Below are 17,198 nucleotides of genomic sequence, written 5' to 3' on the forward strand. Positions count from 1 at the left end.
TTATTGTCTGCATAACCGCCCCAGGACCTGGTTTAGGAAGGCTTATGCAGTCCACCTTTTTCCATTTTATTGTTCCAATAATAATAAAAAGGCAGCCCCGAAAATATGAGACAAAATCCTATCATGGATTTAACCGGAGATTCTACCACAGAAACCACCAGCAGCGTACAACAAAACAGTAAAAAGATCCAGGGAACCAGAGGATATCCCCAGGTTCTATAGGGCCTTGGTAAGGCCGGCTTTCGTATTCTCAGGACAATAACCCCCAGGACAATGAGGCCATAAAAGACAAAAGCCGCTATAATCAATAAATCCGTCAACAAATCAAAAGAACCAGAGAAAACCAATATTACGCCCCAGATGCCTTGATACAGCAGTGCATTTGCAGGTGTATTTCGTTTTGGATGACACTTTGCCGCGCTTTTAAAAAACAGACCGTTACCTGCCATCGCATAATAAATTCTTGAGGAGAGCAATATGGTTGCATTCGTGCATCCAAAGGTTGAAATCAGTATCATGCCACTCACCACATACACCCCTGTACTTCCCACTAATTTATCTACGACGACCACTGCAGCAATGCTATTTTCATTCAGGTTTACAGCGGCCAGTAACTCATCAATGGGCAGCACATACAAATAAGCCGCATTCAGAAGCGCATATAAAATAATAATCAGAACAATACCGATAATCATGGCCCTGGGTAAATTCTTTTTAGGCTGGTGGAGTTCTTCGGATATAAATCCAAGTGCTACCCAGCCTTCATATCCCCAGAATGCATGCCGCATGGCGATAAACATGGCAGTAATAAAGGTCAGAAAAGTAAAACCTTCCGTTGGCATCAATTGACTAACCGATTTTAAGGTTTCCACGTTTCCCACCGAGGATCCAAAAGCCAGACAAACGATGATTAAAATAGCCAGGGTTATTAAAAAGGTGAAGACCAGACTTACATGTCCTCCTTTTTTAGTTCCCCTGATATTCACTAAAGTCAATAAAATGATTAAAAGACTGGCCACCAGTTTGCCCCCAAAATTTGAAAATGGAGTAAGACCTGCGATAGAAATCTGTTCAACGGCATGAGGCAAATGAGGTAAGGGAACAAAACTAGCCAGCGCTCCTGCAAATACAAAGGCGACAGAAGAGATGGCCGCCGTCTGAATCACCGTAAAACAAGACCAACCATATAAAAAAGAGATTAATTTCCCATAGACCTCCTCCAGCCAGGCGAAAGGGCCCCCGGACCTAGGAAACATGGTGCCCAGTTCAGCGATGCTAAATACACCGAAAAGAATAATTATCCCAGACAATACCCAGGCCAGCACCACCAGCCATGGCTCGTATAAGACCTGAGACATGGGCGCGACTTTTTTAAATACGCCGGATCCGATAATCGCGCTCATTACAATGATAATGGCCATTTTCAGCCCAAAAGACCGAACCAGCGCACCTTGACGGGGTGCGTCCTGCTGATTATTTTCCATAACAAAAATGTATTATTCCCTGAAACAAAAACGAAATTGCAGATGCAAAAAGGGAATGGCCCTGATGAAATAAAGTCCCGGACACCCGAGGTGCCCCAAATTGGGACAGGGCTGATTAAAATAAAAGGCACATCAGAGTGCCCTACCATGAGCAGCTAAGATAAGTAATTTAGCTATAAATGACGCTAAATTCTGGCAAAAATCATCTCCTTGAATAAAAAACGATTAAAAACAGCAAAGCCACGTGCTTATACTGCGACGCGGCTTTGCTGTTTTTATAAAACGTACTTGTTGCAAACAGGTTTTTACAGCAGATTAAACTGCTGATGCATATCCGGAATATAGACTTCTTTAAATCCTTTTTTCTGAAGGCTTTTTTGAAAATCCTGCTGTACATCATATTCTCCATGAACGATAAAAACCATTTTAACAGCGGCCGGATTCTGACAGGCTAAAAACTGGCTTAGATCATCATAATCACCATGGGCGCTCATGCTGCGCATAACACCAACTTCTGCTTTCACATCATAGTCATCTCCATAGATACGCACTTGCTGGGCACCACGCATCAGCCTGCCGCCCAATGAATGCGGTTCACAGTAACCTACAATAAGAATCGTATTTCTGGGATCCAGAATATTATTCAAAATATGATGCTGTACTCTTCCCGCGTCTGCCATTCCACTGGCAGAAATAATAACCATCGGCTGATGGTTATCATTAAGTGCCTTACTTTCCTCGACCGATTGAATAAAATGAAGCCCTTCAAAATCAAAAGGGTCATCATCGGTTTCCATCATTTTTCTGATCCTTTTATTAAAACCTTCTTCATGCATCTCCGTCACCTTAGTGGCCTCACGGCTTAGCGGGCTGTCCACATAAACAGGTACTTTAGGCAACACTCTTTCATTAGAAAGCTGATTCAAAAAATACAACAACTCCTGCGTACGGCCTACGCTAAAGGCAGGAATTATCAGTTTACCTTTTTTCTCCACGCAGGTCTTCTGAACAAATCCAAGCAGTTGTTCGGGCGTATTAAAAACATCATCATGCAGACTATTGCCATAGGTGCTTTCAATAATTATATAATCCGCCTGTGGAAAAGTCTGGGGAGATTTTAATATAATATCCCGGTAACGGCCTACATCACCACTAAAGGAAATCTGCTCTGTTTTACCATCCTCCGTGATTCTTACATGAACCGATGCACTGCCAATAATATGGCCTGCATCCTCAAAAAGGACCTCAATCTGATCATCTACTTTAAACCACTTGTCATAATCAACGGCAGTTAAATGGGGAATCGCGTTTTCCGCATCCTGGTCATCATACAAGGCCTCCACAGGTGGCAAATGTTGTTTAGCCCGGCGCTTATTAAAATATTTGGCGTCATCCATCTGGATTTTAGCGGAATCCCTAAGCAGGATAGCCGCCAAATCCTTTGTTCCTGCGGTACAATAGATCTTTCCCTGATAACCATCTTTGATCAGTTTAGGAATCAATCCTGTATGATCAATATGGGCGTGGGAGAGGAACATATAGGTAATCTTGGTGGGATCAAAACCAAACTCCGCATTCAATTGGTCGGTTTCCTTGCCCATTCCCTGAAACATCCCGCAATCCAGCAGTATTTGCTTGCCGTTTTTTAATTCAATTAAATGTTTTGAACCGGTAACAATTCTGGCTGCTCCATGAAAACTAAGATTCATATATACATTGCTTTTAGGTTATTGAATATAAACGGACATCGGCATACCGGATACTGCTATGCTGAATATCAAATTGCCGCTCAGACATACAAGGCCCGTTCTGTTTTTCTTAATTCCAGTTTAAATATAGGATATTTTAGAGATACTTTCCGGTATAACTACCAGCAACTTTTTTGAGCGCCTGTGGGGTACCGGCAAAAACCAGATGGCCGCCATCGGCCCCGGCTTCCGGCCCCAGATCAATGACCCAGTCAGCGGATTTAATTACGTCCGTATTGTGTTCGATGATAATCAGAGAGTGCCCCTGATTGATTAAGGCGTTAAAAGCGTCCAAAAGCTTACGAATATCGTGAAAATGAAGACCGGTTGTAGGTTCATCAAAAATAAACAGGGTAGGAGCCGTAGGTTTATTTTTGCTTAAAAAACTGGCCAGTTTTACTCTTTGCGCCTCACCGCCACTTAATGTATTGGAAGGCTGTCCCAGCTTAATATAACCAAGCCCCACTTGTCTTAACGGTTCTAAAGCAGCCGAGAGGCCTTTCTCTTCACTAAAAAATTCAATGGCTTCATCTACACTCATTTCCAAAATATCGTGAATACTTTTTTCCTTATAAGTCACCTCCAGTACCTCTTGCTTGAACCTTTTTCCTTTGCAAACATCGCAGAGCAGATGCACATCGGCCAGAAACTGCATTTCAACCGTTTGTTCCCCTTCACCCTTACAGGCATCGCAGCGCCCGCCATCTACATTAAAAGAAAAAAAACCGGCAGTAAAGCCTCTGACTTTGGCCAGGTACTGTTTAGCAAATAATTGACGAATCTCATCATATGCTTTAATATAAGTCACCGGATTACTTCGGGAGGACTTGCCAATGGGATTCTGATCGACTATTTCCACGGTCTGTATCTGTGAAAGATCGCCGGTAATGGATTGATGCAACCCCACTTTTTCTGCGGTACCACTTTTTTGTTTCATGATGCCGGGATAGAGGATCTGCTTAACCAGGGTGGTTTTTCCACTACCGGAAACACCTGTCACCACGCACATGACATTTAAGGGAAACTGTACATCAATATTTTTCAAATTATTCTGCCTGGCACCTTTTACCTGGATGCTGTTGGTAAAGGAACGCACTTTTTTGGGTGCTTCTATGGACAAATCTCCGCTCAGGTATTGCCCTGTAAGGCTTTTAGGGTTTTCCATCAGCTCTGCAGCTGTTCCCTTTGCAATTACTTCACCCCCTAAATGAGCGGCAAGCGGGCCCATATCAATAATATAATCCGCCTGGCGCATAATCATTTCATCATGCTCAACGACGACAATGGTATTACCCAGGGATTTTAATTGTTTTAATACGCCAATCAACCTGTCCGTATCCCTTGGATGCAATCCTATGGATGGCTCATCCAGAATATAGAGAGAATTGGTAAGATTACTGCCCAGGCTTCTGGTTAGTTGGATACGCTGGCTTTCGCCGCCACTAAGCGTGTTAGCCATACGCTCCAGGGTCAGATATCCCAGACCTACATCCAGTAAAGTCTGCATCCTTTGCTGAAGCTCAATGAGCAGCCTGGCTGCGATTTTTTGTTGTGTATCACTCAGGGTCAAGATCATCTGGTCCAGCCAGGGTTTTAAGTCCGCAACCGGCATACGGCAGAGTTCCCCGATATGTAATCCGCCGAGTTTTACATAGAGCGCTTCCGGTCTGAGGCGGTAGCCTTCGCAATCCGGACAATCCGTACGTCCCCGGTATCTGCTTTGTAATACGCGGAATTGGATTTTATAGAGATTTTGCTGCACATCCTTAAAAAAGTCATTGATACCATAAGCATCGACATCACCATTCCATAAAGATCTTTTCTGTGCCGCATTCAATTCCTGGTAAGGTTTGTGAATCGGAAAATCAAACTTATGCGCATTTTTAATAAACTGCTTTTTCCACCAGACCAATTTTTCCCCCTTCCAGGGCGCTACAGCTCCTTCAAAGACGCTGAGTCGCTGATCCGGGATAACCAGATCCTTATCAATACCCAGCACCTGACCAAAGCCTTCGCAAGTCGGGCAGGCTCCATAGGGATTATTAAAGGAAAACAAATTAGGTACCGGCTGCTCAAAAACAATTCCATCCAGTTCAAATTTACGGCTGAAGCTAAGCAATGTTTGTTCCACCAATAAGGACATCAAATCTTCACCTTCATAGAAGGCTGTTTCAATGGAATCCGTCATGCGGTGGATATCCTGCTCGTCAAAATCTCTTTTCTTAATACGATCGATCAGCACAAAAACTCCTTTTTTTGCGAGCTTCTTTTTAATGGCGCTGTCTGACTGCTGCAATAGTTCTTCCAGGACTACAAGCTCGCTACTGCCGTTTGTTTGCTGTAAACTGATTCTGGAAAAGCCTTTTTGAATCAGAATATCCATTTCCTCTCTCAGATCTCTGCCACTATGCTGTTTAAAAGGACTTAATATATAAATTCTGGAACCATCAGGTGCATTTCCTACCGCTTTAAGCACATCTGCCACGTCCTCTTTTTTAACCTCCTGACCACTGACCGGGGAAATAGTAACGCCGACTCTGGCATAAAGTAATCTTAGGTAATCATAGATTTCCGTCATGGAGCCTACCGTAGATCGGGGTGACCGGGTGGTTACTTTTTGTTCAATGGCAATCGCCGGACATAAGCCCTTAATATAATCGACATCCGGTTTATCCATTCGGGCCATAAATTGTCTTACGTAGGCATTGAGACTTTCCGCATAACGTCTTTGGCCCTCGGCAAATAGCGTGTCAATGGTCAAGGAAGACTTTCCACTACCGGAAACACCCGTAACCACAATTAACTTATTCCTGGGAAGGGCTACCGAGACATTTTTCAGATTATGGGTACGGGCTCCTTTGATAAATATATCCTGACGCTTACTGGCCAGGACCTCCATTTGCTGAATATCCTCTATTTCTTGAGCGGCTTTATTTTCCTTCTTACTACGGATCGCATTTACGGCAGATTTTTCCTTACTGACCACGTTTTCAGCGGATTTCTTACGAATGGATGGTTTCTCGGTTTGCATAATTAAGCATAAAGTTACTAATCAAAAGGGATTAAAAAATAAATATTTTCGTAAAAATGTAGCAAGTCATCCCAAATCACATCACCCATGTTAAAACACGTATATGTAAAATAAAAAAAAAGAGGGATTTGATTTGGACATTATTTAACAAATTCCTTATTTTTGTCCTGTTAAAACTTTATACGCCTATTGAGCATTTTTACTCTGAACTAAAATAATTCATTTGGAACAAGGCTGCTAATACCAGAAATTGAGAACTGCTGCCGAGATCCAGCTAAGTGAACTAACCATGAGTAATAATGAATACCCACTGGATACTCAATTAGTATCCAGATTCCAAAGAGGCGACCTGAACGCCTTGGAGCAACTAATTGAGAAGTATAAAGAGAAAATTTACACTTCCATTTTCTTTTTAGTAAAGGATAAGTATCTGGCAGAAGATATCTTCCAGGAAACTTTTATTCGCGTTATTGACACACTACGAAGTGGCCGTTACAATGAGGAGGGGAAAGTACTTCCCTGGATTATGCGTATCGCCCATAACCTGTGTGTAGACCATTTTCGCAGGGTCAAAAGAGCCCCTTTTGTCGCCACCGATCAAAATAACATGCGGGACATCTTTGATGTCATGGGCATTCATCATAACGAAAATGCCGAAACAGAAAGAATCAAACAGGAGACATATCAGACCGTTAATCGCCTGCTGGATCATCTGCCCGCCAGCCAAAGAGAGGTCCTTGTACTGCGTCACTATGGAGATATGAGCTTTAAGGAAATAGCAAAACTGACGGATTGCAGTATTAACACAGCACTGGGCCGGATGCGTTACGGTTTATTAAATCTCCGCAAATTAATGGCAACCCATCAGATAGAATTATAACCGGATTTCCAGGTATCCATGTACTAACTGCAGATTCCTTAAAAAATTTGCAGGATAAATACTTTAAAGGCCGTAGCTCCTTATTGGAAGGAGCTACGGCCTTTTTTATTATTCCTTTTAACTGACACACCCAGTTAAAACTGTCTTTTTGCGTTTTTATGCGTTTCTCATGTTTTACTTGTGCATAAACCATTAAACCATTAACTTTATGGCATAAGCAGGCAAAATTTATGCAGGCCTGTTTTCATCATTTAAGAATTCGCATCAATGCAAACATCACAAACCAAGTTTATAGCGCTGTTTCTGTCAGCCAGTCTTTTATCCGGATCAGTTATGAGTCAGAAATTCTTTAAAAAAACGCCTAAGGCCACGCATTGGGTCGACAGTGTTTATAATTCTCTCACGCCTGATCAGCGCTTAGCCCAACTCATGGTGCTCAGAGAAAGTGGGCTGGAAAATGGACAGCCTGAAATCTATGGAGAAAAAGTGATGGATCTGATCAAGCGTTACAATATCGGAGGAATCTGCTTATTTCAAGGCAGTCCCAAGGACCAGGCTCAAGTGCTGGCCGGTTTACAGAACGCGGCACAGACACCTCTGATGGTTTGTATTGATGGAGAAACAGGTCTGGGTATGCGCATGGACGGCGTTGATAAGTTCCCGGATCAGCTGACAATGGGTGCCATTCGAAACGGCAAAGACCTTATTTATAAAATTGGCGCTGCCATGGCCAGACAATGCATCCGTATGGGCATTCAGGTCAATTATGCTCCCGTGGTGGATATTAATAATAATCCGGCCAATCCAGTCATTGGCTACCGGTCTTTTGGTCAGGATAAAAATGTCGTGGCAGATTATGGGGTGGCCATCATGAAAGGGATGCAAAATGAAGGGATTATGGCCTGCGCCAAACATTTTCCGGGACATGGGGATGTCTCTGTTGATTCCCACCTGGATTTGCCGGTTATAGAAAAGTCACTGGCTGAGCTGGAAAAGCTGGAACTGGTTCCTTTTAAAAAAGTATTTAAAGCAGGCATAGGTTCTGTCATGATTGCGCATTTATCCATTCCTAAGATTGAACCTACGCCCCATCTGGCCAGCAGCTTATCTCATAAATTTGTCACCGATTTACTGCGTAAAAAAATTGGATTTACCGGTCTCTCCTTCACAGATGCACTGGGCATGAAAGGAGTGGCCAAGTATTTTCCGCAGGGAGAAGTCTGCGTGATGTCCTTAAAAGCCGGCAATGATATGTTATGCCTGCCAGAGGATGTCGGGCTGGGAATTGAAAAAATAAACGCGGCCATTCAAAAAGGAGAACTCAGCTGGACAGAACTAGAACCTCGGGTAAAAAAAGTGTTATATGCCAAATACCATCTGGGGCTGAGCAGCGCTGACTCAAAAAATATTGCTTCGCAGAACCTGACCCAGGATTTAAATAAGGAAGTAGCCTCTCTGAGTTCCGTAGTTGCCAAAAGGGCCCTGACCGCTGTCCGGTTGGAAAACAACAGGTTTATACCTTTAAGTCCAAATAAAAAGACAGCTTATCTGCAAGTAGGAGGCAAGCCTGAAGATATCCTGGCCAAAAGCCTGGAGGATAATGCAGGTACCCGGAATTATTATTTTGGTTATTCTGACGACCTTTCTGAGGCCAATGAAATTCTATCCCAGATTAAAACCGGAAAATTTGACCGTATCGTCGTATCTATTGAAGGGTTCAGCAAAAGACCGGCAAATAATTTCCAGATCAGTACTGCTGCCCTTAAACTCATCCGGGACATCGAAGATTACAATCATAGCGCAACCTTAATGGTAATGGGTAATCCCTATGCACTTAAAAACTTTACGGGTTATAAAAACCTACTGGTGAGCTATGAAGACGGCAGCGTCTTCCAGCAGGCGGTCTCCGATTTCCTGTTAGGTAAAACAGGTGCTCAGGGAAAACTGCCAGTCACAGTCACCGAAAAATTACCCTTTGGTACGGGCCTGGTTATCAAAAGATGATAAGCGTTACCGTTTTTTTACCGTGCCTAAATAATTTTAGGTCAGTTTTTTTATAGCAAGGGCTTAACGGCTGAGGATGGTTCTTTTCCTGAAAGAAAACAGGATTACAGGTTTATTTTACCCGTTTTTCTTTTGCGCCGTGGGCGGAGATAAGGGTATCGGATCTATGCCCGCCACCGGTACTATCCGTATCCGGGAGCGCGGTTCTGCCTGCGACAGTTCCATTTTCTGGCAAAGAGACCGCTTCCAGACGAATCCCTATTTGTAAAATACCCACCAACGGTTCATCGGGCATCATGTGTTGTAAGACAAATCCATTGTCTCCGACAGGCATTTTCTGGGGTGCCCTATTCAGTCTGACCCTGGTTTCAATGATTGAGCCTAAAGTATCACCCAACCACTGATCATTTTTAGCCAGTGGAAGATTTACTTCATGGTATACGGCACTGTCTCCCGGAGCAATATAACCGTAACGCAGCAGCAGATTATCATATTTAAAAGCCTCCGTATGGCGTATTACCGCATAGAGCCGGTAAGCAATGGTAGAATCCTGAATTTGCATATGAATCCATGGCTGCAGCCTTTGGGGCCATAGCTGGTCGGGCAGATTTGCCAGCTTCTCCTGTCTGGTTAGCTGATCGGAACATCCCTGACCCATGACCAGCATAACTGACACAGCCAAGAGGCAGCCATACTGCCTAAGCCAATGATTCAGTCTGACTGGTATATAAATATAAGGACGATGCATATCAGATGTTGATTATTGCTTAAGGGTATTTCATGATAAAGGGGGTGTGGACCTATCGTAGATCCGGACACGCAAAACCGGCATTACAATACATTTAAAATCTGCTCCTTGGCTTTTTCCAGCTCATCTTTCATTTGTACCACAAAGCGTTGGATATCCAGATCATAGGCTTTAGAACCGGTTGTATTAATCTCACGACCAATTTCCTGGAGCACGAAACCCAGTTTTTTCCCTTTGGATTTACCCGGTTCGTTTAAAATCTCCTTAAAATAGGCACAGTGTGTCTTTAATCGAACCTGTTCCTCACTGATATCAATTTTTTCTATATAATAGACCAGTTCCTGTTCCAGTCGGTTGGCATCATAAGAATCCTTGCCAACATGGTCTTCCAGTATTTTGGTCAGGTGTTCTTTAATTTTGACCCGGCGATTCACTTCTTTTTCTGCAATCTGGGGCTGAAAAGATTCAATGTTATTGATCCTGAGCAATAAATCTTTCTCCAAGGCAGCACCTTCATCCTCTCTGTGTTTGACAATTCCGTCCAGCGCATTTTGCAGGATTCCTTCAAAATCCAGATATTCTTCCTCCGTCAGCACTTCCGTGGAATTGGAGATAACTTCCGGCAATTTTAAAACAGCACCCAGCAGGTGCTCTGTTGACGCATTCAATTCTCTGGCCAGCCTTTCAACAGAAATATAAAAATGTTTGGCCAGATCAGCATTTAAGGCGACTGATTTTCCGGCACCGTTTTGTTTAATGGTCACGGTACATTCAACACTGCCGCGTATTAGTTGATCTGCAATCAGATTGCGGATTTTGAACTCAAAAGGCTTCAACAAAACGGGCAGGTTCAACCGGATATCATACTGCTTGCCATTCAGAGATTTAATCTCCACTAAAAAGGTTTTGTCTCCGATTAATTGTTCCCAGCGGCCATAGCCTGTCATTGAAAGAAGCATATTCTGATAAATTTTAAAACAAACCTACTTAATTTTGGCTAAATTGCCCTGTAAATTCAATTTTAGGGTCCGTCTGAGGGGCAAAATTAAGCCCTTATTACACATGAAAAAACATAAGTTCTATTTTATTTCATTTACCTATTGGTTTTTGCTGCTCTATATAGTCTCTGCACTGGTATGGTGGTTTATTTCTTTAGAAGCCCAGAACAAACAAATGTTTTTTTACAGGTATGAACAACTAAGGACAGACGATTACCAATATCAGGACAAAGTTTTGGCCTTGCAGGATGCCCGACACCGTAAATCCCTGCAATACGTGGGAGAGGGGCTGACCTTTCTGTTTTTAATTATGGTGGGTGCGGCTTATGTATATAGGACCATACGTCAGGGATTCAAGCAGGCCGACCAACAGCAAAACTTCATGATGGCTATAACGCATGAGCTCAAAACGCCCATCGCGGTTTCCAGACTCAATCTGGAGACTCTGCTGAAGCGAGACCTTAGCTTAGAACAGCAGCGTAAACTGCTGGAAAATACCCTCAGCGAAACCAAAAGGCTGAATACACTGACCAGCAATATCCTGACCACCGCCCAGCTGGAAAGTGGCCAACATGCATTGAGTGCAAAAGAACTCAATTTATCAAATATTCTTCAGGATCAGATATCACAGTTTAAACTGCGTTATCCACAAAGAGAATTCAGTCTGAACTTAACCCCTGAACTATGGATTAAAGGTGAGCAGTTGTTGCTGGAACTACTCATCAGTAACCTGCTGGAAAACGCAGTGAAATATGCGCCCGGTCTTACACCTATTACCGCTACTTTGGAAAATCTGAAAGGTAAATACGCCGCTTTGCATATTGCAGATCAGGGTCCTGGCATTCCCACAACTGAAAAGGCCAGAATTTTTGATAAATTCTACAGAGCCGGCAATGAATCCACCCGTACAACAAAGGGCACCGGACTCGGACTTTATTTATGTAAAAGGATTACCAAGGAACACGGAGGATTGATTCAGTTAGCGGATAATCAGCCAAATGGTGCTATCTTTACGATACAGTTTCCATTACTAAAACATTAGACACGCACATGACAACAGCAAATAGCGGAAATATATTATTAGTTGAAGATGAAGAGAATTTACATGACACCTTAAAGCTTAACCTTGAACTAGAAGGCTATAGTGTTACTTCTGCCTTTGATGGTAATAAGGCTTTAAAAGCGGTGGAAAATGAGTATTTCGACTTGATTATTATGGATGTCATGCTTCCCGAGCTGGACGGCATCAGTGCCACTGAACGCATCCGGATCCAGAATATAGAGACTCCTATATTAATTCTTAGCGCTAAAAACACAACACAAGACAAAGTAACAGGATTGAAGAAAGGGGCCGATGATTATCTGACAAAGCCCTTTGATCTGGAGGAGCTCTTACTAAGAGTATATAAACTCATAGAAAAAAACAAGAAGTTGCAGGATAAGGAATCGATCAGCGATTCTTTTATCTTCGGTGATAACCAGATATTTTTTAATGCGCAGCAGGCCACGACCTGGGATGGGAAGACCATTGAACTCAGTAAGAAAGAAACCATGCTGCTTAAGTTGCTTTTTGAAAACAAAAATGAAGTAGTACCCCGGGAAAAAATCCTACAGGTTGTCTGGGGCTATAACGTATTTCCGGCTACCAGAACCATCGATAATTTTATTTTGAACTTCAGAAAATACTTTGAAAAAGACAGCCGCAATCCCAGCTATTTTCACTCTGTACGGGGCGTTGGTTATAAATTTACCGACAATTAAATGTTGTTAAAGGGAAAGCCTGGTGCAATGGAAGTTATTGCCATGGATAAAGGCTGTTATGTAGGCCATAATATACTGGCCAGGCATTATGACCATATTATTGCCAGCGAGACCCTATATCCCATGGGATACAGTTCAGACTGGCACTATCACCAAAACCCGCATTTCTCCCACATCCTTTATGGCGGAAGCCAGGAAATTAATGAAAACAATACTAAGATTCAGCAACCTGGTGAAGGATTTTATTATTATCCCGGTATCGCCCACCAAAATATTCAATACAGGGTTCAAACGAGGATCTTTAATGTTGAATTAGGAAGCGGCTTTTTCGAAAAGTACCAGTTAAACATACCCCCTGAAACACTCATGTTCTCCGAAAATTTGCAATTAAACGCATCGGGACTTGTAAAAATTCTACGGGAACATTGGTTACAGGATGACCAGAGTACGTTGTCGATCAATCAACTTACCGTTGAACTAATCACTCATGCGGCAGATAATATTAGTTTTTTTCCCGGCTGGGCAAAGAAAATCAGGCCTTTGCTGTATGACACCTGGAATCAGCCCGTTTCTTTACAAGAAATATCAAAACTCCTGGACATTCACCCTGTCACCTTATCCAAGTACTTCTCAAAATACTTCGGTTGTACACTTGGCGAGTATCGTCGCAGGATAAAAATAGAGCGCGCTTTGCCTTTAATCCGTCAGGGAAAATATACGTTGACCGAAATCGCCTATTTATGTGAGTTTTGTGACCAGGCTCATTTTACCAAAACTTTCCACCGGATAACAGGATTTTCACCTAAACAATATAAGGCCCTTTAAAGGGAATCATCCATTACCAAACGCTAATTTCATACAATTTTTATTGGCATTTCTTGTCCATTTTTGCGCTCTGTTCTGCCTGTTCACTTAAAAACAGGTGGACCCGGAAACATACATGATTTGACTTAAACAATTCTATGAAAAAACGTCCATTAATTACCTTACTGTTCATCCCAGTATTAATGACCTTGCGGTCCAACCAGACATATGGTCAGGCAAATCTCAACCTTAAAAATGATACAGTAGCATTTCATGCAATATTGGAATCCTATTATCAACAAAGTATGGTTTTTGATCCACTTACCGCAACACTTAGTGGCGATCACCGATTTGATGATCAGTTGCCAAATGATATTTCAGCGGCTTCTCTGGAAAAAAAATATAGCTATGAGCGCAAAATCCTCCGGCAGCTAAAACAGTTCGACATCCGCCAATTTAATACGACCGATAAAATTTCCTATGGTAATCTTACAGAACTCATCCGTGTTGATCTGGCCAAAAGCAAATACCACTTCGAATATCTGCCCGTCAACCAGTTTTTCTGCATTCCGCTGTTGATGGGCCAATTAGGTTCAGGAGCAGCTGGTCAGCCTTTCAATACGCCTGAGGATTATTCAAAGTGGCTAAAACGGGTTACAGCATTCTTACAGTGGATGGATACAGCTGTCAACAATATGCAAAAGGGCATGGAAACAGGTATTGTTTTGCCCAGGGCTCTGGTAGAGAAAATGATTCCCCAAATGGAAGATCTGGGAAATCAGGACCATTCAAAAAACATTTTTTACAACCCTATCAGAGCATTGCCTGATAATTTCACCAAGCAGCAAAAGCAACAGATCAAAGAAGAATTTGAACGAATTATCGATCAAAAGTTATTAGTCTCCTACCGAAAATTTGCAGTATTTCTAAAAAATGAATATCTGCCGAAAGCCCAGACAACACCAGGGCTCTTTGCCATTACTGGTGGCAAAGAAATGTATAAAATTTACATACGTCAATTCACCACACTAAACACGCCACCTGAAGAGATCTACCAGACCGGGATAAATGAGGTGAACCGTATTACAAAACAGATGAATGCACTGAAAAACAAGGTCGGGTTTAAAGGGAGCCTACAAGCATTCTTTAAACACCTTAGGACCAGTAAGCAATTTATGCCATTTACTACGCCCGAACAAGTGCTGGAAACATACAGAAACATTTATCTGAAAATACAACCTCATTTAAAAGATTACTTCGATATCCAACCGGCCAACGGATTTGAGATTAGACGTGTAGAAGCCTATCGGGAAGCCGCGCAAAACGGCCCCAGTTATCTGGTAGGTTCCCTTACAGATAAACGCCCCGGCATTTTCTATGTACCTGTACCCGATGCCACTAAGATCAATGTCACCTTTTTGGGCATGGAAGCAACCTTTTTACATGAAGCAATTCCAGGGCATCATTATCAGATTTCCCTGCAAATGGAAAACACCAAGCTGCCAAAGTTCAGGCAACAAATCAACTTTAGTGCATTCACCGAAGGTTGGGCCTTATATGTGGAAACCCTGGGTAAAGCGCTTGGTTGCTATACAGATCCTTATCAGCTGATGGGAGCTTACAATAATGATATCCACAGGGCCATTCGCTTAGTAACAGATGTGGGCATTCATACGGGAAAAATGACTAAAGAACAGGCGATCCAGTATATGCTCCAACACGAATCAATCAGCAGAGCGGACGCAACACTGTCAGTGGAGCGGTATATCGGTTTCCCGGGGCAGGCGCTTTCCTATAAAACCGGGGTCCTTGCCATTGTTAACATTAAACAGGAATGTGAAAAAGCCCTGGGCAGAAACTTTGATATCAGAAAATTTCACAGAGCCCTACTCAGCCAGGGAGATATGCCCTTAACCGTACTGAAATCCTATATGGAGGACTGGATCAAAACACAGCATTAGTGTTTAAAAAGCTCAAAAATCAGTTGTCTGGTTGTGCTAAGCCCCGGATGCGCCAGTTCACTAGGATAAGCCAGCAGTACTTCTGTTTTGATATCAAAAACACTGTCTTTATAAAACTGAATATTTAATTGATGATATTGAGTCATTAAATCAGCCGGAACAATACTGATTCCTTCTCCCAGACCCACTAGCTCTAATATCGCAGCCATATTATTGCACTCATAATTTATGCCGGGTGTAAACCCGAGTCTGGCTGCATAGGCCAGCATCTGGTGATGATACACCGGTACATGACTGGCAGGGTAGGATATAAAAGGAATTTTTCCGAGGGTGGCAAAATCCTCAGGCAAGTGCATGTCGGCAGGCAGCACCAGACAAAATCCATCCTTATATAGATTATCTGAGGTGATGGAGGCAGCTAAATTGGGTCCACGGATAATACCCAAATCCAGGCGACCCGCCAAAAGTGCCTGGATTTGCTTTTCCGTAGATAGTTCAAAAAGTTTTGTTTGTAAATAAGGATGCGTCTCATGCAATTTCCGTATCAAAATCGCCAATTTCTTTTTGTCAATGGAGCTGATATAACCAATTTTGATTTCTCCAGCTAAGGATAAATCAATTTTTTTTAACTGGGTCTTTGCCTGTTCCAGTCTTTTTAGCAGGTAATTCACCTCCGAGGCAAAATATTTTCCTGCCTCAGTCAGCTGCACCCTTTTATTATCTCTCAAAAATAAAGTCACCCCCAATTCCAGTTCCAATTCCTTAATCTGTCTGCTTAAAGGTGGTTGAGACATGAATAATCTTGCAGCTGCACGGCCAAAATGAAGTTCCTCTGACAGGACGATGAAATATCGCAAATGACGCAGTTCCATACCTAATAAGTATTAATAATTGACAAAATTAGTATTTTTAGGGTATCAACGGACTCCTTACTTTTGTTGTAAATAAAATTAACATGACAAAATCCACCATTCAGGAAATTGAAGCCAGGTTTGATCAGGATGTAGAAAGATTCTCAAAACTGGAAACAGGACAGCAAACAACGCTGGACGCGTCACTTAATATGGAGCTTATTACCTCGGCAATCGCCAGAAGATATCCAGGCAAGACCAAGGTCCTGGATATTGGTTGCGGAGCAGGGAATTTCCCGGTAAAACTGGCTGGTAAAAATCCTGAAATAGAGGTAACACTGGTCGATTTAAGTCAGCCTATGCTGAACCGGGCTGAACAGCGGGTGGCACAGGTAGCCAATTATAAACCCGTCACAAAGAAAGGGGATTTCAGATCCGTTGATTTTAAAGGGGAGCAGTTTGACGTAATTATCGCCACCGCCGTTTTGCATCATTTAAGAGACGACAAGGACTGGGAGACTGCCTTTAATAAGCTATTTCATCTGTTAAAAGACGGGGGCAGTATCTGGATATTCGATTTAGTGGAGCAGACTGACGTAAGGCTTCAGCAGTATATTTATAAGGAATTATATGGTGATTACCTGAGCGGGCTGAAGGATCAGGTCTACCGGGACCATGTATTTTCTTATATTGAAAAGGAAGACAGCCCGCGCAGCCTCGTTTATCAACTGAACCTTTTGCAAAAAGTGGGTTTTCAGCAGGTAGATGTCCTGCATAAAAATCTGTGCTTCGCCTCTTTTGTCGGCTTTAAAAAGCCGTAAATTGAAGGCCAGGATATTGATCGGGATTTACATTATATATCAGCCTGACTTAGGAAAGGAAACCTTTCCTAAGTCAGGCTGATATATAATGAAGTCGAATTGTATTT

Annotated in this window: 13 protein-coding genes; 7 read left to right on the top strand and 6 right to left on the bottom strand. The window is 42.5% G+C overall.

Annotation, left to right across the window (positions count from 1 at the left end; all coding sequences use genetic code 11):
* Positions 1-32 precede the first annotated feature (32 nt).
* From BLU80_RS04285 to uvrA, 3 genes are all read right to left on the bottom strand, one after another.
* Complete coding sequence (locus BLU80_RS04285; RefSeq protein ID WP_091393946.1) at positions 33-1,484, bottom strand: APC family permease; 1,452 nt, start codon at positions 1,482-1,484, stop codon at positions 33-35.
* 305 nt (positions 1,485-1,789) lie between these two features.
* Positions 1,790-3,193, bottom strand: a complete 1,404-nt coding sequence (locus BLU80_RS04290) for an MBL fold metallo-hydrolase RNA specificity domain-containing protein (protein WP_091393949.1) — start codon at positions 3,191-3,193, stop codon at positions 1,790-1,792.
* 136 nt (positions 3,194-3,329) lie between these two features.
* Complete coding sequence (gene uvrA / locus BLU80_RS04295) at positions 3,330-6,263, bottom strand: excinuclease ABC subunit UvrA (protein WP_317042134.1); 2,934 nt, start codon at positions 6,261-6,263, stop codon at positions 3,330-3,332.
* 289 nt (positions 6,264-6,552) lie between these two features.
* Here uvrA and BLU80_RS04300 point away from each other — a divergent pair, with 289 nt between their 5' ends.
* Both BLU80_RS04300 and BLU80_RS04305 read left to right on the top strand, forming a co-directional pair.
* Entirely contained in the window at positions 6,553-7,143 is a 591-nt protein-coding gene (locus BLU80_RS04300) for an RNA polymerase sigma factor (RefSeq protein WP_091393952.1), read from the top strand.
* Between the two features lie 267 nt (positions 7,144-7,410).
* Entirely contained in the window at positions 7,411-9,147 is a 1,737-nt protein-coding gene (locus BLU80_RS04305; RefSeq protein WP_091393955.1) for a glycoside hydrolase family 3 protein, read from the top strand.
* A gap of 112 nt (positions 9,148-9,259) precedes the next feature.
* On the opposite strand, the gene BLU80_RS04310 is transcribed toward BLU80_RS04305, so the two are convergent.
* Positions 9,260-9,895 carry a gliding motility lipoprotein GldH gene (locus tag BLU80_RS04310; RefSeq protein WP_091393962.1) on the bottom strand — a complete coding sequence of 212 codons (636 nt, stop codon included), beginning with the start codon at positions 9,893-9,895 and terminating at the stop codon, positions 9,260-9,262.
* 83 nt (positions 9,896-9,978) lie between these two features.
* Positions 9,979-10,854, bottom strand: a complete 876-nt coding sequence (locus BLU80_RS04315) for a YicC/YloC family endoribonuclease (protein WP_091393965.1) — start codon at positions 10,852-10,854, stop codon at positions 9,979-9,981.
* Between the two features lie 103 nt (positions 10,855-10,957).
* On the opposite strand from BLU80_RS04315, the gene BLU80_RS04320 reads away from it, so the two are divergent.
* The 4 genes from BLU80_RS04320 to BLU80_RS04335 all read left to right on the top strand — a co-directional run bounded on the left by BLU80_RS04320 (position 10,958) and on the right by BLU80_RS04335 (position 15,419).
* Positions 10,958-11,935, top strand: a complete 978-nt coding sequence (locus BLU80_RS04320; RefSeq protein ID WP_091394277.1) for a sensor histidine kinase — start codon at positions 10,958-10,960, stop codon at positions 11,933-11,935.
* A gap of 8 nt (positions 11,936-11,943) precedes the next feature.
* A complete protein-coding gene (locus tag BLU80_RS04325; RefSeq protein ID WP_091393968.1) occupies positions 11,944-12,654 on the top strand; it encodes a response regulator transcription factor in 711 nt (236 codons plus the stop codon).
* Positions 12,655-13,479: a helix-turn-helix domain-containing protein gene (locus BLU80_RS04330; protein ID WP_091393972.1), complete on the top strand. Its 825-nt coding sequence runs from the start codon at positions 12,655-12,657 to the stop codon at positions 13,477-13,479. It begins immediately after the preceding gene.
* A gap of 137 nt (positions 13,480-13,616) precedes the next feature.
* Positions 13,617-15,419 carry a DUF885 domain-containing protein gene (locus BLU80_RS04335; RefSeq protein WP_091393975.1) on the top strand — a complete coding sequence of 601 codons (1,803 nt, stop codon included), beginning with the start codon at positions 13,617-13,619 and terminating at the stop codon, positions 15,417-15,419.
* Here the strand turns inward: BLU80_RS04335 and BLU80_RS04340 are convergent.
* A complete protein-coding gene (locus BLU80_RS04340) occupies positions 15,416-16,291 on the bottom strand; it encodes a LysR family transcriptional regulator (RefSeq protein ID WP_091393979.1) in 876 nt (291 codons plus the stop codon). The two genes, BLU80_RS04335 and BLU80_RS04340, sit on opposite strands and share 4 nt — an antisense overlap.
* An 83-nt stretch (positions 16,292-16,374) precedes the next feature.
* Between BLU80_RS04340 and BLU80_RS04345 the strand changes: the two genes are divergently transcribed.
* Entirely contained in the window at positions 16,375-17,091 is a 717-nt protein-coding gene (locus tag BLU80_RS04345) for a class I SAM-dependent methyltransferase (protein ID WP_091393982.1), read from the top strand.
* Positions 17,092-17,198: the final 107 nt, after the last annotated feature.

Source organism: Arachidicoccus rhizosphaerae (assembly GCF_900107765.1).
Taxonomy (GTDB): Bacteria; Bacteroidota; Bacteroidia; order Chitinophagales; family Chitinophagaceae; genus Arachidicoccus; species Arachidicoccus rhizosphaerae.